The sequence below is a fragment of the Paenibacillus sp. CH40 genome (genome assembly GCF_024213605.1).
GTDB classification, from domain to species: Bacteria; Bacillota; Bacilli; order Paenibacillales; family Paenibacillaceae; genus Paenibacillus; species Paenibacillus polymyxa_B.
This window is the reverse complement of the sequence record NZ_JANAVQ010000010.1, coordinates 119505-141494: the sequence shown is the minus strand read 5'-3', so window position 1 is coordinate 141494 and position 21990 is coordinate 119505. Positions and strand designations below refer to the sequence as shown.

The following is a 21990-nucleotide window of genomic DNA, read 5'->3' as shown; positions in this document are numbered from 1 at the left end:
TCTAATTAGTTATGTATCTAATTTATAAAAATCACTCTATAATCGTCAAGGCATAAATTCATATATTCAGAGCATACTAAGCCAACAAACTCCAATATCGGAGGATTTTACGTATGCCAAATCAGAATAAAAGTTGTCCACTTACTCATGTGTCCTCTAACTTGAGGGATAATGTAAACCATATTGAAAGCTCCTTTGGAAACAGCGGAGATGTAATCATTAAAGAGCTATTATGGATGCAAAAATGGCCAGCAGCTTTGTTTTATATCGATGGTCTGATTAACACTCAATTGCTCCATGATTCCGTTCTGCGTTCATTAATGCGGGTAAACGAACATCATGTACCGGAGGGTGCGGAACCGTTCGACTATTTAAAGGATCAAGTATTAATTGCTGGTAACTCCGGCAGTTTGGACAAAATGGATGACCTATTCAACCGGATGCTATCCGGCGGTATTATCATTTTGCTGGACGGATACACAAAAGGCATATGGATTGATGCGGTCGGCTGGGAGGATCGCAATGTCAGCGAACCCCAATCCCAGACTGTGGTACGGGGTCCAATGGAGGGTTTTACCGAAAATTTGCGTACCAATACCGCTCTAATTCGTAGGCGAATCCGCGATCCGCGCCTCTGGATGGAAACAAGACAGATTGGTCAAGTGACCCATACCAATGTGTCCGTGATGTATATCAAAGGAATTGCCGACGAAGGAGTTATTCAGGAACTGAGAGAACGTCTGGACCGCATTGATATTGACGGAATTTTGGAAGGGGGTTACATCGAAGAGGAAATTCAGGATGTGACCTTTACCCCGTTTCCCACCATATATAACAGCGAGCGCCCGGATTCGGTCGCTGCCAGCCTACTGGAGGGCCGAATCGCTATATTGGTGGACGGGACACCCTTTGTTCTGTTGATACCTGCATTGTTCGTTCAATTTTTCCAATCGGCGGAGGATTATTACCAGCGTGCCGACATCAGCACTTTGCTACGTTTGCTGCGTTTCTTTTCCTTTTTTATCGCTATGCTTGCACCGGCTGTTTATATTGCGGTAACTACCTTTCATCAAGAGATGATTCCTACAAACTTACTGGTTAGTCTCGCCGCACAAAGGGAAGGCGTACCGTTTCCGGCTTTTGTTGAGGCGATGCTTATGGAAATTACTTATGAGATTTTGCGTGAAGCAGGAGTCCGAATTCCCAAGACCGTCGGACAAGCTGTCTCGATTGTAGGCACACTGGTCATTGGGCAAGCAGCCGTAGATGCAGGGGTTGTCTCGGCGGCTATGGTCATTATCGTGTCCATTACAGCCATCTCCAGCTATGTTATTCCGGAAAATGGTCTGTCGATAGCAGTTCGTATTGTACGCTTCGCCTTAATGATGCTAGCCGCAGCCTTCGGACTTCTTGGAATATTGATGGGGTTAATCGTACTTTTACTGCACTTAACCAGTCTGCGATCGTTTGGAGTATCTTATATGAGCCCGTTCGGCCCCTATGTGGAAAGTGATATAAAAGATACGCTGTTTCGCCTACCTTGGCCTCGTATGACGACACGGCCTCAATCCATACCTATCCAAAATACAATCCGCCAAAAAACAAAAAAAAGACGGATTGGCAATAAATCAAATACCAGAAGGGATCAACCATGAAGCAGACCATACATTTGCTCATCGTCTGGGGGCTGATTGCTTTACTATTGGGTGGATGCTGGGATCGAACAGAATTAAACGAGTTGGGCATCGCTATTGGGATCGGAGTGGATATGGAAGGAGACCAGTATGAGGTGACTGCTCAGGTGGTCATTCCTTCTGCAGTAGCTTCCAAGTCTTCACCAAGTGCAGGCTCTCCGGTCGTTACTTATCAGGCCACTGCGCCCACAATTCATGAGGCTATTCAAAAAATGACGGATACAAGCCCGCGCTCCATCTATTTATCTCATATTCGTATGCTGATTTTAGGCGAGGAGTATGCGAAAAAAGGAATTTCTGATGTGATTGAAGCCTTGATGCGAGAACCTTTTACCAGAAGTGACTTTTATATTGCAATAGCCAAAAAAAGCAAGGCTTCTACGATTTTAAAGATCCCCACCCCACTGGAAAAGTTGCCTGCTAATAAAATGTTTGCTTCGTTGGATACGTTAACCAAAACATGGGCTCCTGCCACCAAAGTAACCATGGATCAACTGCTGAGCGACTTGGCTAATCCTGACATCCAATCTACTTTGCCTGCTTTGGAAGCTGTGGGAGATACAGAGGCGTCCAATGAAAAAGGTATAGATGACACCAAAAGCATATCTCCAGGAACCATATTAAGGTTCTCCGGTATCGGTGTATTAAAAAAAGACCGATTACTAGGCTGGATCAATGAGCAAGACAGCAAAGGGTTCAATTACATTCGGGATGAAGTGGATTCTACTATGGGACACATCGACTGTCAGGGAGGTGGTAATATTGCCCTATTAACTTTGAACAGCGATACCCAAAAAAAAGTGATTGTTCGCGATGGAGAGCCTGTTATCTCCATATCTGTTACCAACGACAGCACCGTACGAGAGGTCAACTGCCAGCATATGAAATTAAGCAGTATGGCTGATATTAAAGAAATTGAGGCCGCGAGCAATGAAAAAATCGTTGAAATTATGAAGCATTCCGTAGAGACCGTTCGGCGTGATTTTGAGGCAGACATTTTCGGCTTTGGTCAGCTGATCCACCAGTCCAAACCCGGGCTTTGGAAAAGATTAAAAGAAGAAAAAGAAAATCCATTTATGGACTTACAGATTGAATATAAGGCAAAAACAAAGATCAAAAAAATTGGTTCCTTGTTCGAATCATTCCAAAAACAAATGAAGGAGTGAGCTTGGTGGAGGAGAAAGGGCGTATTAGCATTACAAATATAGCCGTACTCGTATTTTTGAGTATTATCGGAGACTGCGTACTGGTGTATCCCTCCCTCATTACAAGCATATCCAAGCAGGATGCCTGGATCAGCTCATTCCTAAGTATCCCTGCAGGACTGGCTGTATTACTGCTACTCCTGCGGGTACATCAGCTATATCCTGATCTTACCTTTATTCAACTCAGTCAGCGAATTTTGGGTCCGTGGCTAGGCGCTATCATCTCTACATGGTATTTGTTCCATTTATTGATGAATTCAGCGATTTATTTAAGAGAAGTCGGGGATTTTATGAACAACCAGACCTATGTGATGACGCCCCTTCCCGTTATCAATTTACTCTTAATCCTTGTACTCATGTGGGGGATGTATATGGGGCTGGAGCCTATTGCACGTACTGCTCAAATGTTATTTCCTCTGTGCCTGGTTTTTACATTATTTTTAATCCTGTGCTTGCTTCCCCAATGTGACAGTCAGCAGCTTAAACCCATAATGGAGCAAGGTATTCCTACGATTATGGAAGGCAGCATTTTTGCATTGTCCTATCCATTCGGAGAATTAGCTTTTTTACTCATGATTTTTCCCTATGTGAGCAAAAAACCGGGTCTAAAAAAATCGGTGTTACTAGCCGGCCTTACTGCCAGCGTTCTGTTAAGCGTACTACTCCTGGTTTCTCTCATGGTTTTAGGCCCTTTTGTAACCGAACACAGCGTGTACACCTCTTATACGCTATCTAAAAAAATTAACATAGGAAATTTCCTACAGAGAGTTGAATCCATGATGAGCACGGCCTGGATTATCACTACTTTTGTTAAAACCATTTTACACTTCTATGCCTTTACACTGGGTATGACTCAACTGCTAAGACTGGACAATGTAAGGAGCTTTCTTGGCCCCAGCTTCATGATTCTATTTGGCTTGATTATCGTGTCGGCACCCAACATTACTTACTATCTGGATACGATCGTCCATGCCTGGATTTACTGGGATTTGACTGATTCCATTGTCCTTCCTTTGCTGCTGCTTGTCGTATACAAGTTTAGAACAAAAGGAAATCATAGCCTGGGACCTGGTTGACCCCCACCCATTAAAGGAAGGAGCCTCGACATGCTGATTACCACTGTTATTATCTGTATAGGTCTAGCCATCGCCGCCAAGGATTTGCCAGGCTTGTACCGAAAGCATCGCTTTAAGGATATGTTCGTGTACATCATTATGCTCGGATTAGGCACATGGCTTAGTGTCCTTGCTGCCAAATCAGAGGTTACACCAAGCCCCCTGGTTCTGATTGAAATCATCTATAATCCTGTTAACGCTTTTGTGTCACATGTATTTGGTTTTTAGAAAGGAGGCAGCCACATGTTAAAAAAAGCACGTATTAGCGTTCGGCAAGTGACTGTCCTGATGTTCCTGAGTTTAATCGGGGATATGCTCTTAATCTATCCGACTATTATTACGCATATTACCCACCAGGATGCCTGGATTAGCTCTATACTGTCCATCCCGCTGGGCTTAATTATTATTTACGTGCTCCTTTGCGTTCATGAGCTCTACCCGAATCTTTCACTTATTGAAGCCATCCGAAAAATTTTGGGACCTGTGTTCGGGACCATTCTTTCCTGTTGGTATTTGTTTTATTTCTTCATGAACACCGCTCTTATTGCGAGAGAAGTAGGCGACTTCCTGACTACACAGATATTTGTGGACACCCCTTTGCGCGTTCTACTGGCAATAGAAGTTTTATTAGCGGTGCTTACTGCCCTAGCCGGAATTGAAGCTTTCAGTCGAGTTAGCGAGATGTTGCTACCTTTGTATGTACTCATCTTCTGTGGTCTGATCTTGGCACTTCTGCCACAAATTCAGCTTTCTAATATACAGCCTGTTTTAGAAAACGGGCTGGCTCCTGTTGCTAAAGGGATGGTTCCAGGCGCGGGAATGCCTTTTGCCGGAATGTCTATCATGCTCATGGTATTTCCTTTTGTAAACAAAAGAGGCCATTTTAAAAGAGATATACTACTCGTATCGCTTATAGGCGGAGTGTTGATTACCCTCTTTCTGCTGCTCTCCCTCCTTGTCATTGGACCCTTTGTGACCAACTACAGTCCATACATTTCTGCTGCACTTTCGACAAAAATCAATGAGCTGAATTATATTACACGTGTTGAATCGCTGGTCTCTTTAATCTGGGCATTAGCCGCTTATTTCAAGGGAGTCGTTTTCTTTTATGCTTTTACTTTCGGAATAACCCAGCTATTTCGAATTTCTAATGTTCGTCCTTTCGTCATACCCGCAGGGGCGCTTGTGTTTGGAATGACCATTTTGATAACCCCAAATGTGTTTTATTATGTAAGAACTCTTGTTTATCCACTGTCCACCTGGAATTACACAAACGGCTTGATCATTCCGCTTTTGTTATGGGGGGTATACATCTGCAAGCAAAAGTGGAAGCATCGGCAAAACATATCTAAAAATTAACAAAAACCTTTTGAAACCGATGCTTAAAAAAGCATAATCCGATTTCAAAAGGTTTTCTTGTATTCTTCACTTACGCCATGTCCTGAATGTATGCCAGCGCAGCATCAATATGCCCTTTCACTCTTAAACCACGCCATTCATGAACTAAAATTCCATTTTCATCAATAAGGAACGTAGACCGAACAATACCCATGTACTGCTTGCCGTACATCTGTTTTTGCTGCCATACACCATACGTCTCAGCGACCTGATGCTCTTCATCAGATAACAACTGAAAAGGGAGTCCGTACTTAGCAATAAACTTGTCATGCTGCTTGAGTGGATCTGGGCTTATCCCCAAAATCACCGTGTTCAAGCCTTCAAACTCCGTATGTTTATCCCGAAAATCACAAGCCTGGATCGAGCAGCTAGAGGTCAAATCCTTGGGATAGAAATACAGCAACACCCTATTGCCTCGATAATCAGACAGCTTGACACGCTTTCCTTCACTCCCAGGCAATTCAAAATCCGGTGCCTCTTGCCCAATAACGGTAAATATCGTGGACATCTCATCATCTCCTATCTTGTGGGGGCTTATGTGATCTGACCTATGAGCCTGCCCCTCTGTAGCGGCGAATTCCCCAGTTCCATGCCAGTAAGCCCAAGGTCAGAAAGACAATCCCCATCACAGGAGTTAAGAGAGCCATATGGCGCATGTCCTCTCGGTGGAGGAATAGGGAGGCTGGATATACACCAACAAAAGCAAAAGGTAGTATCCAAGTCAGCACAACCTGAATGGCACGGTTATAGATGGTCACCGGATAACGTCCGTAGCCCTGAATATTGTACATGAGCGGAATAATTCCAGTGGGCGCATCCGAAAAGAATGAAAGAGAAGTCAATATGGTGTAAATGCCTGTATAGATTGCCACGGCACTTAGGCTCAAAACGATCAGCGCTGGTACGAACCACCACTCCATAGCCAAGTCCATCTGTGCCCCGCTGATCCCCATAATAATCAGACCGATCACTGAGCCCACCAGCGCTGGCGGGTCCACATTTTCAAGGAAAATCTGGAACAGATTATATGCAGGACGAGTCATTACCCGATCGAGCTCACCTTTCACAATATAACGTTCGCTAAAGTTCCAAAGATTTACAAAACAGCTGAATAGTCCGTAAGGAACCATGAAAAATCCATAAACGAACACGACTTCATTTTCACTCCAGCCCCCCAAACTGTCCGTATGCATAAAAATAACCAGGATAAAAATAAGATTCGTGGCCTGAAACAGCAGGTCTGAAATCACTTCTACCCAAAAGTCAGCCCGATAGGTGAGCCGAGACTTCATGTAATTTTTCAAATATTCGCTAATGAGACCCAAATAGTACATCATCGGCTTACCCTCCCTGCACGAACAGACGTCTGCGCGCCAGTCGCCAAATGATGATCATCGGCACGAGCAGAACGACCAGCCAAATGATTTGGATACCCAGTACATTCCAGATGCCAATGCCTTTTACACGTCCCGTAAATACAGAACCCGGCAAATAGGTAATCGCCTGAAACGGCATCCATTGGGCGATTGTCGCCAGCCAGCCTGGAAACAAACTGATTGGCAAAATCAACCCAGAAAACAGATCTACAACTACGCGCTTCATACGCATCATGCCCTCATTATTTTCGATAAAAAAGGCCGTTAATCCCGTAATAATATTAATCTGAGTATTGATCATAAAGCTAAAAAACAGCATGACCAGAAAACCAACCCAGGCTACCGGATCCGTGGGAAGCTTCACCGGAAATAGCAGCATTGCAATCGCCATACCTGGAATCATAAACAGCAGAAAACGGAACATTCCTTCGCCGAGTCCTTGCATAAATTTAACAAGTACATAGTTATAAGGTCGGATCATCTGAATTGCAATGCTTCCATCACGTATATCCGTCGAGATCTCACGATCCAGATTGTTAAAATAAAAGGCTCTCGCCATCCACGATACTGCTACATACGTCGTCATCTGAGCAGCGGTAAAACCTCCAATGCTACCCGCATCGCCATATATCGCTTTGTATGTGAAATAATACACGCCAATATTCATGCAATAAATAAGGATTCCTGAATAATAGTTCACACGATACGCAAGCATCGTGAGAAATCGGATACGAATAAAATCGGTGTATACGCTAAGCATGAACTTTGGCCTCCACTATCGGATTGCCCTGGCGTTCAGCCGAACCAGACTGATAGATACTGCGGACGATATCATCCGTGTTGGTTTCAATGATTTTGATATCCGTAATGTCCGTGCGACCGACTACGCAAGCGAGCACATCCGATACATTAATATGAAGAGGAATCCATACTTTGGCAGCCAAATCATTATCCATCGTCCAAGCCAGTGGCATATCAGCAGTCCATGCCTGTAATTGCTCCAATTGGGTCGATGTGCCGAACTGGAACCGTACTTCTCGACCTGTCCCCCAACGCGCCTTCAGATCCTCCAGACCACCATCATAAATGATATTTCCATCATCCAGCATAATGACGCGCGAGCACAGCGCTTCAATATCCTGCAAATCATGGGTCGTCAGTAAAATAGTCGTACCGTGATCCCGGTTCATGTCCTTCAGAAACTCACGAATTTCGGATTTCACCATAATATCAAGCCCAATGGTCGGCTCGTCCAGAAAAACAATAGACGGATTGTGCAGCAAGGCAGCTACCAACTCACAGCGCATCCTTTGCCCGAGACTAAGCTTGCGTACCGGACGGCTTAGCAGATCCTGCAATTGCAGCCTCTCTACCAGCTCATCCAGCCTACGTTTGAAGTCCGTAGCCGGAACCTGATATACTTTGCGCAGTAGTTGAAAAGACTCGATCACACCGATGTCCCACCAAAGCTGACTGCGCTGACCGAAAACAACGCCAATGTTGCCTACAAATTTCTCGCGTTCCTCATAGGGGACATAACCGCCCACCTTGAGATGTCCCGATGTCGGCACGAGAATGCCTGTCAGCATCTTAATCGTGGTGGACTTTCCGGCGCCGTTCTCACCGATATAACCGCATATTTCTCCTTGCGGAATACGGAAAGATATATCTTTGACCGCGGCTACCTCGTTGTATTCGCGGGCGAATAAATCAAGGAAGGCACCCTTTAAGCCCTCGCGATTTTTTTGAACCTTAAATGTTTTGCGCAGATCCTGCACATCAATTGCCAGCATGTTATACCTCTCAATCAGGATTTGTAAAATCCATAGTTAAATTGATTGTGCTCCAAAAAGAAATTATAATGTAATGAACTGAAAAGCGAAAGGGAGAGCATCCATGACAAGCAGAACCAAAAGGACGATATGGTCGGTTCTAGCCGTGGTAATCGTCGCGATTGTCGGCTTTGCCGTGTACTATTTTACATCCATTTATAATCAGCTGGATAATCTGCATAAAGAGGGCGCTAACTCCCCCTTCAAAAATGTAAAGCAGGTCGATCAGGTTCGTACGCCAGAACCGCCCAAGTGGGAAGGTACCGATATGGTTAACATTTTACTGATGGGTGTCGATGGGCGCGGTATCCAGAAAGGGGAAGTCCCCCGATCAGACAGCATGATGGTTGTATCACTGGACCCCGTTAAGAAAAAAATCCACCTGTTCTCTATTTTGCGTGATACGTACGTGGATATTCCCGGCTACGGAAAAAATCGAATTAACACTGCCATTACTCACGGACCCAACACGGCCATGAAGACGGCTGGCGACCTGTTAGGCATCCCGGTGCAATATTATGTCTACACGGATTTCCAGGGCTTTATCAAACTGGTGGATGCCGTAGGCGGGATTGATTTTGAAGTGGAAAAGGATATGCATTATACAAGTAATGCGGATAAACATCAGTACGATATTGATTTGAAAAAGGGCATGCAGCATCTAGATGGCAACACGGCGCTTCAATATGTGCGGTTCCGCCACGATGCAATGTCCGATTTCTCCCGTTCCGGACGACAACGGGCATTCTTGGAAGCCGTAGCCCAGAAAATGCAGACCACGACTTCCATCGCTAACTTGCCGAATATTTTAGAACAGGTTAACCCGTACATCGACACGAATCTCAGTGTTAACGATATGTGGAAGCTGGCAAATGTGGGGTACCAAAGCAACTTTGCAGGCAGCGAACAGGTTCCACCGATGAAGATGCTCGGAGAAGAGAATGTGGGCGGCGCGGCAGTTCTTACTGTCCGCGATCCGGAAGAACTGAAAACGTATGTGCAGGATATATTTAATAATCCACCCGCACAAACACAGGGACAAAATAAGGATCAGAACGAAACGAAACAGCCAGACAGTGCATCGTCTACCAAGAAGGATAAAGCTTCTTTTACAGGGGGCAGTAAAACCAGTAATGAGGATGCTTCCACACAATCAACAACAAAGACAGGTCAAAAAGAGCTATAATGATGTATGCAGGGGCAGCCGTGAACGCTGCCCTTTGGCGTGTGTATACCCTATTTTAATGAACGGAAAGGAAGTTTTTGATGATGAAACGGGAAAACTCCGAAGCACTATATAAAGAAGCCCTGGAGCATATTGTAGGGGGCGTTAACAGCCCTTCACGCTCCTTTAAAGCTGTGGGCGGCGGCGCTCCAGTATTCATGAAACGCGCTAAAGGTGCTCATTTCTGGGATGAGGATGATAATCGATATATCGACTATTTGGCGGCTTATGGCCCTATTATTACCGGACACGCCCATCCCCATATTACCAAGGCCATCAGCGAAGCGGCTGCGAACGGCGTATTGTACGGAACCTCAACAGTCTTGGAAATTAAACTGGCCAAGATGCTGAAGGAAGCAATTCCCTCCATGGACAAGGTCCGGTTTGTGAATTCTGGCACAGAAGCGGTTATGACGACGATTCGTGTGGCACGGGCCTATACTGGGCGGAACAAGATCATCAAATTCGCCGGCTGCTACCACGGGCACTCGGATCTGGTACTTGTAGCCGCAGGCTCCGGTCCTTCCACACTGGGCATACCGGACAGCGCAGGCATTACGACCAACATTGCGAGCGAGGTTATTACCGTGCCATTCAATGATCTCGACGCGTTGCGCCAAGCCTTGGAGCGTTGGAGCGACGATGTGGCGGCAGTCATGGTCGAGCCGATTGTTGGTAATTTCGGCATGGTCATGCCGCAGCCAGGCTATCTGGAAGGGCTCTGCTCCATGGCGCGTGCGAACGGCTCACTCGTCATTTATGACGAGGTCATTACCGCATTCCGATTCCACTTCGGTTCCACCCAAACGTATGCAGGTTTGGACAACCATGATGCGATTCAGCCGGATTTGACCGCTCTGGGCAAAATCATGGGTGGTGGTCTGCCGATTGGTGCCTACGGCGGCAGCAAGCACATCATGGAGCAGGTTGCCCCACTCGGCCCGGCTTATCAGGCGGGTACGATGGCCGGCAACCCGGCGTCCATCTCGTCAGGCATCGCCTGCCTTGAAGTCCTTCAAGGGGAAGGCGTGTACGAAGAGATGGAACGTCTGGCTGTGAGGCTGACTGACGGTATCCAGTCCTCTGCCGAACGCTACGGCGTGCCATTGACGATCAATCGCATTCGTGGAGCGTTCTCGACGCATTTCTGTGATCATCCAATCACGAATTACGCACAGGCGCAGGATACGGATAGCGAAGCGTTCGCATCCTTCTTCCGTCACATGCTGGATCGCGGTATTCATCTGGCACCATCCAAGTACGAAGCCTGGTTCCTCACAACAGCGCATACGGACGAAGATGTGGATGCTACGCTGGAAGCGGCGGACGATTCGTTCCGGGCGATGTCACAAGGTAAGTAAACTAAGCAGTACGTGATAGAATATGAATAGGATAAGAGCTGGAAGTAGTCTTAGGGATGGGTATCCGACCTCTGGGACTTCGTTCCGGCTTTTTTTATTTGACAACTGTACCCGTACAGTTGCAGATTTTATGGATTGTATCAGATGATGCCATCCGGGTATATTGAGAGAACAACAGGTTAAGGTCATGATTACGGAGGTTTATTATGCACAGTCGTTCCAGAAATGGAGCCGCCTATCTGGCAGCTCTCAGCTATGCAGCTATACTTGGATTTTCATTTTTATTTGTAAAATTGACAGTCACAGAGGCGAGCCCGCTGGATGTGATCGCCCACCGCTTTGCGCTGTCATTTATCGCTTTGACCGTTCCAGTGCTGCTCGGTTGGATTAAGCTCAACATCAAGATGCGTGACATTCTGCGCATTTTACCACTGGCGCTGCTCTCGCCACTAGTGTATTTTCCACTGCAAGCCTTCGGGCTGATGAGCACTTCTTCATCGGAAGGTGGAATTATCCAAGCAACCGTTCCCATCTTTACGCTACTGTTAGCTTCCTATTTTATTAAAGAGCGTACAACGGTAGTCCAAAAAATTTCCTTACTGCTCTCTGTCTTTGGCGTGGTTTTTATATTTGTGATGAAAAGCGGAGCACCGCTAGCATCCAATAGCTATGGCGGTATTCTTCTGCTCGTGCTTTCTGCGATATGCCTATCCGGCTATAATGTGCTGGCACGACCATTAACACAAAAGTACAACCCCATGGAATTGACCTACGTTACCTCTATTTTGGGATGTATCGTTTTTAACGTGGTGGCACTGGGATATCATGCTATAGACGGCTCCATGAGCGCCTATACCGCTCCACTGGTGAAGCCTGGTTATTGGATGGCACTGATTTATCTGGGCATTCTGTCTACCCTCGTCACCTCGCTGTTATCGAGCTTTGCCTTGAAGTGGATCGAAGCCTCCAAAATGAGTGTGATCGGCAATTTATCCACCCTCATTTCCATGATTGCCGGTGCTTACATTTTGAAGGAGCAGCTCGCCTACTATCACATTGTTGGGGCTGTGATGATCATTATCGGCGTGCTGGGTACCAATTTCGGAGGGCGAAAAAACTTCACGCCGATCAAAACAACTTCGGCAAAATCACAAAAAACGGGCTAAAAATAGACACTCATTTGCCTGCAAAAAAAGAAATCTCCCAGCTGCGCAATTCCAGCCGAGAGATTTCTTTTTTCACTTCTTAGTCTTCGTCGGATTAAATAGGGTACGCCATGACACTCATTAACGCCAATTCCGGCTGTGTCGTGTCCAATCTGCTATATTGTACGATGATGGGCACATCGCTAGTGACCGTAATTGCGTAAGGAATGCCTGTCGGAATCCGTTCGCCGGATTTTTCCAACGAGGCTGTTCGGATATGACGGGTTCGTCTTCCTTCCACTACCTCGATCAATCCCTCCAATGGCTCGCGGTCTTCAAAATAGATGTCTATACTTAGATTTGCCACACGGCTCCCACAATTCAGCACGCATATACTCTCATGACTGAGCAGCTCTCCCCGGCTTTCCGGTGGAATATACCCATCGGGGATGACCCAGAATAGGCTGCCTCGCGGCTGATTAGCTACCTTTTCCTGAGAAAGTTCAGCATTTCCCATACTATTGGCCTCCTTTACCCATCATACTTTTTGGCGCTTATGCCCCTTCTTCTAGCCGTACGGATTCTCCTTGGTACGCAACAGTTGAGCCAGAAAAGCAAGCGCCAATCCCTGCCCCCAGCCCTGAAGGCGTTTGTACGGAACGTTTCGATAGCCGTCAATATCGTTCATCACAGCAGTTCCAGCGGATACCCCCGTTACTGTGCCGTCGTCCTTAATGCGGGAAAGAATACCGTCGATCGCCTTTTGGGTGTATTTGTTAAACAATCTTCCTTGCATAAGCAAGGCAGTCGCAATTCCTGCCGAGCCCGAGGTTTCCAGATAAGAGGTATCATCGTTCAGCACCGTATGCCACAGCCCTTCCGGGGATTGCAGCCGCACCAGCGCATTGAGCTGGTCACGCAGCGAGCCGTCGATGATCATATAAGATGGATGCTGCACCTCCACCAATTTCAGCACTTTTGCCATCGTGAGGGCTGCCCATGAATTGCCGCGCGCCCAATATATTCCTGACATCCGGCTTTGATTCGCATGATCCCATCCGTGATAATACAGATTCGTATCCGGGTCCTGCAAAAATTCTTCATGCCCGTGATATTGACGAACCCCATCCTCCCAATACTCCTTGTTGCCTAACAGATGACCGATGCGCAGCAAGTAATAACCGGCCATAAACATCGTGTCCACCCATGCTTGCTGCGGAAACACATCATGAAGTGAATTCACCGTATGCTGGAAAATGCCGTCGGCAAACCGCTCCGCTTTTTGGGCCAAAAATTCTGCCATCTCGATGGCAATATCAAGGTATTTTTGCTCAGCTGTGGCCTGATAAAGCGTCAACAAACAGTGCCCAACAGAAACGCCGTTCACCGAAAGGGGCGGAAGTCCGTCCTCAATATTTTCATCAACCCATTCTTTCAGCTTGGTCAAATACTTTTCGTTCCCTGTCGCTTCATACGCTTCGCATACTCCGTAAAAGGCGACTCCGCCCGGCCAATCCCAGCTGTAGTGCATTTGAAAGGTGCGTTCTACGACCCGGTCGATCACCTGCTTAACTTGTTCTTCATCAAAAATCAATGCAGGCATTTCCACGTCTCCCCCTTTGGTAAGTTTCACGTGAGTTACCTCCTTAACGCCCGTACATGAAAAGGTCGTCCTTCAACGTAAATACATGCGCAGCGGTTGCAAATCCAGTTCCTTCACAGCATCCACCACCATGTCTGCAATACGAACCGCGCCATTCTCATGAAAATGTGTGTTATCCTCTAAGCCGCCGGAAAAGTTCATGTATTCACCAGGCAGCAGCCACATAAAAAGCTCTTTACTCTCTTCGGGACCCAGCTGCCCATATAACTCCTGCGTGCGGGCAGACAAATCAATCAGCGGTGCATTCGCTTCTTCCGCCAGCTCACGAACCGCTGTTACATAGTCACCATGTGTGTCAGATAGCGTACCATCCTCGTTAAAATAGCGGCGATGTACAGGCGTGACCAGTACCGGGGTTGCCCCATGGCTTTTTGCGCCGTCGATGTAGAGGCGAAGATGCTCCTTGTAGGTTGTAAAAGGCTCTGTAGCCCGCTCCGGATCAGGCTTCTGATCATTATGACCGAACTGGATGAACAGGAAATCTCCTGCCTTTATTTCGCCCAAAATGACATCCAGCCGTCCTTCGTCCACGAAGCTTTTGGAGCTTCGTCCCGATACGGCATGATTATCCACGCAGACATCATGCTTGAACAGGGCGGGCAAAGCCTGGCCCCAGCCAGTATACGGATAGCCGGATGCGTCCTGATCCGTAACCGTGGAATCTCCGGCTAGGAATAGCCGGAGGGTCTGTGGCGCTGGCGCAATCTCCAGCGCATTGAGCCGCGGCGCGGTGCCTGACACGGTGAGGCGTAGCTTGCCACCCCGGACTGGCACCGCAAACAGTGCTTCGGTGAACTGACCCGGCAGCGTGTGTACTGGGGGAAGCATGTGCTTGCCTTCACCAGCCTTGAATCGCGTGAGCGTTTCCGCCTGCGAATCGCCGACCAGTATAGTGACGAGATATATCCCGTCTGGAACATCTGCAACAAATGCAGCGTTCATTGGAATACAAAAGCTGCTTCGTAGCCGCGTGCGTGCATCCTTGGCTGCACTCTGCCTTTTTCGACCGTACACATGCTCCGTAGTCTCGAAGCCATAGCCCTGTTCAGTTGTATATAAGCAATCCGGAGGCACTCCTTTGCAGCCATCCGCAGGCTCCCCCGGACCAAAATCAAACTTCCACAATTTACTCACCTCTCAGCCATCGCCCTCAAATCCCGTCCATTCAATCGTACAAACCCGGATGCCTTCCATTTCCACTCGTAAGCTTCATATCCTCACAATATGGATTTTGGATCTTAACCCTTCAAACCACTCGTACTCATTCCTTCTACAATTTGCTTCTGGAATGCGAAGAATACAGCGATAACTGGAAGCAGGCTTAGGATAGACATTGCGAACATTCCTCCCCAGTTGGAAGCCGACTCGCTGTCGAGGAACATCTTGAGTGCAATAGATACGGTATATTTCTCCGGCGAATTCAGATACAGTACCGGACCAAGCAAATCCTCCCACTTCCAGTAGAAAGAGAAGATTGCCGCTGTAGCCAACGACGATTTGAGTAAGGGTAAAATAATTCTGAAATACAGCCGGAACTTGCCGCATCCGTCAATCGTTGCCGCTTCATCCAACTCTGCTGGAATCGTCCGTATAAACTGCACCATCAGGAAGATGAAGAACGGCATCCCGAAAAAGGAGGGTACCACCAACGGTAAGATCGTATTGATCCAACCGAGCTTGGTGAAAATAATATATTGCGGTACCAGTACCACATCCCCTGGTAGCATAAGTGTCACCATCATCAAAGCAAACCACAAGTTACGCCCTTTGAATTTCAAGCGTGCAAAGCCAAATGCGATCAATGAGGAGGAAAGCACAGCTCCAATCGTTGAAATCACCACAATCGTGAGCGAGTTTAGAATGTACGTGCCAAAGTTGTAGCCAGTTGTCCCTTTCCAGCCTGTTACATAGTTTTGCCAGATCCATTCAGTAGGGAAAAGCGAGGATGCCGTGACGAATATCGTCCGACTTTCTTTAAACGAGCTGAACAGCATCCAAAAAACGGGATACAGCATCAGGAGCGCCAGTGCAGCAACCAGTATGTGATAAATTGGCCATTTGACCGTTTTCCATGCCATCGGTATCAGCGCCCCTTTTCCGTTTCATAAAATACCCAGTATCTGGAGGTTATAAATAAAATCGCTGTCAGTATCCCAATCATAATGAGCATGACCCAGGCCATGGCTGCCGCATATCCCATATTGCTGAACATAAACGCCTGCCGGAACAGATACAGTGAATGCAGCATCGTTCCATCCATCGGGCCTCCTTCGCCCTTAGAAATAACATAAGCCGGGACGAAGGTCATAAAAGCGCTGATCGTCTGCATAATCAGATTAAATAGAATAATGGGGCTAAGCAACGGCAGCGTAATACTGAAAAATTTTCGTACTGGCTTAGCGCCATCTACACTGGACGCCTCGTACAATTCAACAGGAATGTTCTTTAAACCTGCCAGAAAAATCAGCATGGAGGAGCCAAATTGCCATACGGACAGGGTGATTAGCATTGTAAGCGAAGCATCCGGATCACCAAACCATTTCACCGGAGTCGCCCCTAAGGTCGAAAGCAGGCTGTTCACTATGCCGTTATTACTGAAAATGTTCCGCCACATAATGGATACCGCAACGCTACCTCCGATAATCGACGGCAGATAGTACATCGTCCGATAGGTGCCGACCATGCGGGATTTGGTATTCAAAATCATAGCCACAAACAGCGCAAAAATCAGTCGCAATGGTACACCGACCAGCACATACGCAAACGTGACCCTGATCGAATTCCAGTATTTCGGGTCGCCTGTGAACATTTTTTCGAAGTTACCCAGACCAATCCATTTGGGCGGGGTGAACAGGTTGTAGGTAGTAAAGGACAGATACAGCGAAATAAACATTGGAATTAACGTAAACGCCAGAAAGCCCACAATAAACGGGCTGATAAACGCATATCCGGTCATATTGGCTTTCAAGCTCTGATGATTTCGCAAGCTCATCAAGCCTCCCTTCTGTTGCATTTAAAGAAATAGAAAAACTTTATGTTGTTAATAATTCGTTGTTATATGAATATTATCGTGACGTCTGCAAAAGGTGCTTATGCAGTTGGTTCGTCGAATCAACCGTGCGCAATCATGCTTTGGACTACGCACGGTTAACTTAACGAAACGTTCCTTCGATCTTGTCGTTCTTATGCTAAAACGATGTCAGATACCCTAAAGGTCTCATTGCGCTCATTATTGCTTGTTATTCGCAAGGATAGTATTCGCATCAGCCCGGAATTTGGCCGCTGCGTCTTCAGCCGTCATCTGTCCGAAATTGACCTGCTCAATATAATCGGTCAGAGTCGCAATCACTTCCGGCGATCCGACTGGTGGCGGCGGGCTCATTGGAGAAGCCTTCGGCTCCATGGAAGCTACAAATTCAAACACCTGCTTCGTAGGCTCGCTTAACTCTGGCGCAACAGCCTCCTTGATTTTGGAGGAAATCGGCACGCCACGTTCTCCTTTAATCAATTTATTCGCTTCTACATCATTCATCCAGAAATCAATAAACTTTGCGGCCTCATCCTTCACCTGTGAACGGGAAGCAACCGTCCAGTACATCGTAGGCTGCATGTATACGCCTTTTTCCATATTCGGGCCAAACATTGGAGCCAGTGCCATTGGGCGGTTAACGACCTGCTGTAAGCCCACATACTGATTGGACCACTGCCAAATGCCGATGCCTGTTCCTTTTACGATATCGGATTCCTCAAGAATCCCCTTGGTCTGGTTCATAATTTCAGGAGGCGGGGTCGCTCCCTTTTTAATCAGATCAGCCAATCCGCTGAAGAAGTCAACAAACAGCTTATCATCGTCATACCCCAATCCTGTTCCTTCCGCATTGTAGAGAGTCTTTCCTTGCGTACGCAAATAGTAGTGGAAGAAAATATCAGCAGCCATCGAGCTGTCAAAGTATACTTTATTGGAACCCGCTTTTAAAGCCAGTTCTTTGTATTGATCCCATGTCCAGTTGTCAGGAATTTTGTCTATGCCTGCTTTTTTGAGCAACGCCGGGTCATACTGGAAACCCAGAACATTGACACCGGTTGGGATACCATATTGCTTTCCAGCAATTACGCCGGTTTTAAGTACATTTTCGGTCACATCAGCGACCTGAATTTTTTGATTCAAGTAAGGCGCGAGATCCTCCAATTGACCATTTTTCGCATATTGGCTAATGTACGAAATGTCCATTTGCACGATATCCGGCAGCTGATTAGCCGCAGCCTGCGGAGCGAGCTTTTTCCAATAGTCATCAAAAGAGGCATATTCCACATCAATCGTTACATTTGGATTTTTCTGCTTATACAAATCAACGACCTTTTGCGTGTATTCATGACGCGTATCCGATCCCCACCAAGCGATCCGTAATTTTACTTTCCCGTCTGCACTTGTGCCCGAATTGCTGCCGCCGTCCGCTCCGCTACATGCCGTCGTCAAAACGAGCAGCATCGCTATGATCAGAAACCATCCCTTTTTGCCCACCTATCTCTCCCCTTTTCGCTGTTCTAGAAAGGAGCCAAATTACGAGTGACAACGCATTTACGTAATTTTGATAGCGTTTACATTAGCTCCTGTTGTTATTTTCCCAAAAGCCGAGAAACATTGGAATACACAAATCAGGTTTCCTGGGTTTAAAAAACAGTGGGGGGCATCAGCTCATCCCCGTTCATGTGACTTAATATACTCGGAAGGCGTCATACCCGCCCACTTTTTGAACACCTGGCTAAAATATTGCGCGTTCCCACCGAAGCCGAACCATTCCGCCAGTTCAAATACCTTCACGTCTCCGGTCTCTCGAATATGCTCAGCCGCACGTTCGATCCGATAACGATTGACGTAGTGTGAAAAGTTTTCACCTGTCACTTTTTTGAAAATTTTTCCTAAGTAGTCGGAATTCATATACAGCATTTGACCTGCCACTCCGTTCAGCGACAAATCGGATTTTCTGTAGTTTTGCTCAATAATAGTGATCATTTTATCAACGGTGGAAGATTGGCGATACACATTACTTTTATAATAGATTGCGGTCATTCGTTCGGCAGCTTCCTGTACAAAAGATTTGAGACATGCCAGCGTTTTTTGCTCTGCCAGCACCACCATTCGGCTCGTAAACGCCGCACGCTCTTCTTCAGGGCATATACGAATCATAGCGGCATAGAGCTGAAGCACATAGGAGCGGGTCACGGAGATTTCCAGCTTCATCCGGGACAAAATACCGAACAACCGATCCACTTCCTGTGCCACCTCCACCGTATTTCCAGCCTTGATTAGCAGACCGAACTTCTCCTCGTCCAGCTCCAAATCTGCCATCTCCCGGGTATCCTCAGCCGCTAAATCCTCCTTCGTAATCAAACTGCCCTCCCCGGTGTAAAAACGGTGATTCATACAATGCAGTGTCTCCCGGTACATCCCCCGTGAATGCTGCATACTATCCGACTCACTAACTGCGACTGTTACCTCCAGCTTGTAAAAGCGATGAAATGTCGCACGTACCGCTTCAATCTGTTTCATAAACCGCGACGTGTCATCCTCACTTTCCAGCACGATGAGCAATTGCCCCTGCATGGTCGTACTGAGCAAGACATCATCCATTAAATCTGCCGCTATATTTTGCAATGCAAACAAATGCTCCGGCTCATGGGATTCCTCCACCCGCAGCAGCAGCATTCGAACCTGCTTATCTTGCAATTCAATTCCGAATAACCGCTCATAAAATGCGATATCACGGCTACCGTAAGTTTTATAGGAAATAAACTCCTTCAAAAAGTGTTCCTTCACATGAGGCAGCATACGCTGAAAATCTAGCTTCATCCGGTTTACAAACTGCTTGCGTTCTTCCTGCTCCTCCCGCTCCTGCCCCAACTCGGTCAGAGCCTCATGAATTTGCCGCTCATTGCATGGCTTCAACAAGTAGTGCTTCACCCCGTATTGCATGGCCCGACAGGCATAATCAAAATCTTTGTACCCAGACAACAGAATGAAACGGACGTCTGGAAAATGCTCCGTCGTTTTGGCAACCAGTCCGATACCGTCCAATCCAGGCATAGAGATGTCGCTAATCACAAAATCAGGCGGGCTGGCCTGAATCTGATCATAAGCCTCAATCCCGTTACGTGCCGTACCAACCAATCTCGTTCCCGCTTTCCCCCAATCAACCACCTGTGATATGCCTTCCAAAATCATACGCTCATCATCAACCAGTAGCACCTTGTACACGACCCTGATCCCCTTTCACATATGGAATACAGACATGAATCGACGTTCCTGTTCCTGACTCGCTATGCAGCTCTATCCCCCAAGGTGTACCAAATGTCAGGTTAATCCGTTCCTGAATATTCGTAAGTCCAATGCCCTGCCCACGAGTCATGACCTGCCCGCTCCGCAGCTTTTCCAAGAAATCCGGCGTCATTCCCGGTCCGTCATCTTCAACTCGCAGAAATAGAGCCCCCTCGCTTTCTCTCGCAATAATAGCAATCCGACAGGGTTCAATTCGCGGCTCCAGCGCATAATGAATGGCATTCTCCACCAAGGGCTGAAGCGTTAGCTTCGGAATTTGTGCATCCATCAGTTCTTCCGGGACATCCAGATGGAAAACGAGACGTTCATCAAAACGTGTTTTTTGGATCGTTACGTAGCTCCTTACAATATCCAGTTCTTTTCGAAGCGGAATCAGCTGCTCTTCAAAACTGACCGCACTACGCAATAGAAAAGCAAGTGCTTCCACCATCTCTGAAATCCGATCCTGCTTATTGGCCTTGGCGAGCCAGTTCACGGATTCCAGCGTGTTGTATAAAAAGTGTGGATTAATCTGTGCCTGTAATGCCTTTAGCTCTGTTTCCCGCAGTAATAGCTGCTTGGCAACATTCTCATTAATGAGCTCACGAATGCGACGAATCATTTTCTTATATGTCCGATGTAACAAGCCTACCTCATCCTGTGTGGAAAGGGGGACCGCGCCAAGTGCTTCTTCTTCCAAACGGTCGAGATCGCCTTTTTCTATTTTACGCATGTTCTGGATTAATTGAACAATCGGTTTGGTAATGCTCCCTGACAACCTAGCCCCCAGTGCCAATGCGATAAGAAGCATAATTACAAAAATAGCGCTTACAACTTCTTTGATGATCGTAATACTGCGAAACATATCATCGAAGGGGGTCATATGCAAATACGTCCACCCCGTATAAGAGGATTTGATTTGAGCAGCGAAAAAGGTTCCTCCTGAGTAGGTCGCAATCCCGTAAGGCTGCTTTCGGCCAAGCTCCGCCTGGATATCACTCTCACTCAAAAGTGGTGTTTCGGGATAAATCATCCGTCTTCCATCTGTAATCATCAGTTGTCCGTCACGGCCGGAGGTCTGCACACGATCCGCTACAATCCGGTCAATTCGCACACGAATCGCAAGTGTTCCGAGCCCATTCAGTGTAAAATTGGAATCGGTAAAGGATTTGAACTGCCGAGCGGCCAGCAAGGAGGAATGGCCTGCCGCATACCATGCATTGGAACCGTCATGTTCGTCTGCCAGCTCCGACAGGGTGGATCGAAGCTCCTGGGGAATACCTTCGCGGTTGCCCGCGCTCATGACCTGTCCCTCTTTATCGATTACTATCATAGAATAGACATAGGTCTCAGAGCCGGCAAAGGCGACGAGCCTATTCGTTATTTTTTTACGCAGCACCATTTTGGTATAAGGTGACGTTTCCTTTTCCAATTGCAGCAAATAACGTTGAAGCTGCTCGTCCGTTGTTACCTTGAAAGTAACTTTTTCCACATCCTTCAGCTCATTTTCTATGCCGATTGAAGAAATATTGAGTACTTCGGATGTTTTTTTGTACATTTGATTATCATAAATATGAAATACGTACTTAAGTATGACTGCAACAACTGCAAAATTAACCAGCATAAGCACCGTAATCAGCAGTACCATTTTATGATGGAT

20 protein-coding genes are annotated in these 21990 nt (G+C 46.8%); 8 read left to right on the top strand and 12 right to left on the bottom strand.

All coding sequences use genetic code 11. From position 1 onward, the window contains the following. Positions 1 to 113: 113 nt before the first annotated feature. From NLX73_RS22530 to NLX73_RS22510, 5 genes are read left to right on the top strand one after another with little or no spacing between them, the layout of a single operon-like run. Positions 114 to 1655 (top strand): spore germination protein, encoded by a 1542-nt coding sequence (locus NLX73_RS22530; RefSeq protein ID WP_254327385.1) that lies wholly within the window; start codon positions 114 to 116, stop codon positions 1653 to 1655. Further along, complete coding sequence (locus NLX73_RS22525) at positions 1652 to 2860, top strand: Ger(x)C family spore germination protein (RefSeq protein ID WP_254327384.1); 1209 nt, start codon at positions 1652 to 1654, stop codon at positions 2858 to 2860. The genes NLX73_RS22530 and NLX73_RS22525 overlap by 4 nt, the downstream gene beginning before the upstream one ends. 5 nt (positions 2861 to 2865) lie before the next feature. After that, complete coding sequence (locus NLX73_RS22520; protein WP_254327383.1) at positions 2866 to 3975, top strand: GerAB/ArcD/ProY family transporter; 1110 nt, start codon at positions 2866 to 2868, stop codon at positions 3973 to 3975. A gap of 30 nt (positions 3976 to 4005) precedes the next feature. Continuing rightward, entirely contained in the window at positions 4006 to 4242 is a 237-nt protein-coding gene (locus tag NLX73_RS22515; RefSeq protein ID WP_254327382.1) for a hypothetical protein, read from the top strand. A 15-nt stretch (positions 4243 to 4257) separates the two neighbouring features. Beyond that, positions 4258 to 5373 (top strand): GerAB/ArcD/ProY family transporter, encoded by a 1116-nt coding sequence (locus NLX73_RS22510; protein WP_254327381.1) that lies wholly within the window; start codon positions 4258 to 4260, stop codon positions 5371 to 5373. A gap of 70 nt (positions 5374 to 5443) precedes the next feature. Here the strand turns inward: NLX73_RS22510 and bcp are convergent, their stop codons facing one another. Genes bcp through NLX73_RS22490 form a run of 4 tightly spaced genes read right to left on the bottom strand, consistent with a single transcriptional unit; the run spans position 5444 to position 8581 of the window. Then, positions 5444 to 5920, bottom strand: a complete 477-nt coding sequence (gene bcp, locus NLX73_RS22505; RefSeq protein ID WP_254327380.1) for a thioredoxin-dependent thiol peroxidase — start codon at positions 5918 to 5920, stop codon at positions 5444 to 5446. 40 nt (positions 5921 to 5960) lie between these two features. Continuing rightward, on the bottom strand, positions 5961 to 6749 hold the full coding sequence (locus NLX73_RS22500; RefSeq protein ID WP_080710685.1) for an ABC transporter permease: 789 nt from the start codon (positions 6747 to 6749) through the stop codon (positions 5961 to 5963). Between the two features lie 4 nt (positions 6750 to 6753). Further along, a complete protein-coding gene (locus tag NLX73_RS22495; RefSeq protein ID WP_254327379.1) occupies positions 6754 to 7548 on the bottom strand; it encodes an ABC transporter permease in 795 nt (264 codons plus the stop codon). After that, positions 7541 to 8581, bottom strand: coding sequence for an ABC transporter ATP-binding protein (locus NLX73_RS22490; protein WP_028540997.1), 1041 nt, complete (start codon positions 8579 to 8581; stop codon positions 7541 to 7543). Before NLX73_RS22490 ends, NLX73_RS22495 begins: the two co-directional genes overlap by 8 nt. A gap of 103 nt (positions 8582 to 8684) precedes the next feature. Here NLX73_RS22490 and NLX73_RS22485 point away from each other — a divergent pair, with 103 nt between their 5' ends. The 3 genes from NLX73_RS22485 (at position 8685) to NLX73_RS22475 (ending at position 12372) form a co-directional block, all read left to right on the top strand. Further along, positions 8685 to 9806, top strand: coding sequence for an LCP family protein (locus NLX73_RS22485; RefSeq protein ID WP_254327378.1), 1122 nt, complete (start codon positions 8685 to 8687; stop codon positions 9804 to 9806). Between the two features lie 83 nt (positions 9807 to 9889). Then, positions 9890 to 11206, top strand: a complete 1317-nt coding sequence (locus NLX73_RS22480) for a glutamate-1-semialdehyde 2,1-aminomutase (protein WP_269465967.1) — start codon at positions 9890 to 9892, stop codon at positions 11204 to 11206. Between the two features lie 206 nt (positions 11207 to 11412). Beyond that, positions 11413 to 12372, top strand: coding sequence for a DMT family transporter (locus NLX73_RS22475; protein ID WP_254327377.1), 960 nt, complete (start codon positions 11413 to 11415; stop codon positions 12370 to 12372). Between the two features lie 94 nt (positions 12373 to 12466). On the opposite strand, the gene NLX73_RS22470 is transcribed toward NLX73_RS22475, so the two are convergent. From NLX73_RS22470 to NLX73_RS22435, 8 genes are all read right to left on the bottom strand, one after another. Further along, complete coding sequence (locus tag NLX73_RS22470) at positions 12467 to 12868, bottom strand: sensory rhodopsin transducer (RefSeq protein WP_029515761.1); 402 nt, start codon at positions 12866 to 12868, stop codon at positions 12467 to 12469. Between the two features lie 51 nt (positions 12869 to 12919). Then, positions 12920 to 13954 carry a glycoside hydrolase family 88/105 protein gene (locus tag NLX73_RS22465; protein WP_254327399.1) on the bottom strand — a complete coding sequence of 345 codons (1035 nt, stop codon included), beginning with the start codon at positions 13952 to 13954 and terminating at the stop codon, positions 12920 to 12922. A 72-nt stretch (positions 13955 to 14026) separates the two neighbouring features. Further along, on the bottom strand, positions 14027 to 15139 hold the full coding sequence (locus NLX73_RS22460) for a rhamnogalacturonan acetylesterase (RefSeq protein ID WP_254327398.1): 1113 nt from the start codon (positions 15137 to 15139) through the stop codon (positions 14027 to 14029). 113 nt (positions 15140 to 15252) lie between these two features. Then, a complete protein-coding gene (locus NLX73_RS22455) occupies positions 15253 to 16092 on the bottom strand; it encodes a carbohydrate ABC transporter permease (protein WP_023987016.1) in 840 nt (279 codons plus the stop codon). A gap of 5 nt (positions 16093 to 16097) precedes the next feature. After that, positions 16098 to 17006 (bottom strand): carbohydrate ABC transporter permease, encoded by a 909-nt coding sequence (locus tag NLX73_RS22450; RefSeq protein WP_254327376.1) that lies wholly within the window; start codon positions 17004 to 17006, stop codon positions 16098 to 16100. 237 nt (positions 17007 to 17243) lie between these two features. Continuing rightward, entirely contained in the window at positions 17244 to 18536 is a 1293-nt protein-coding gene (locus tag NLX73_RS22445) for an ABC transporter substrate-binding protein (protein WP_069291103.1), read from the bottom strand. Positions 18537 to 18710: 174 nt separating this feature from the next. Next, positions 18711 to 20270, bottom strand: a complete 1560-nt coding sequence (locus NLX73_RS22440) for a response regulator transcription factor (protein WP_029515766.1) — start codon at positions 20268 to 20270, stop codon at positions 18711 to 18713. Then, positions 20248 to 21978: a sensor histidine kinase gene (locus NLX73_RS22435; protein WP_250262124.1), complete on the bottom strand. Its 1731-nt coding sequence runs from the start codon at positions 21976 to 21978 to the stop codon at positions 20248 to 20250. The genes NLX73_RS22440 and NLX73_RS22435 overlap by 23 nt, the downstream gene beginning before the upstream one ends. Between the last annotated feature and the right edge of the window lie 12 nt (positions 21979 to 21990).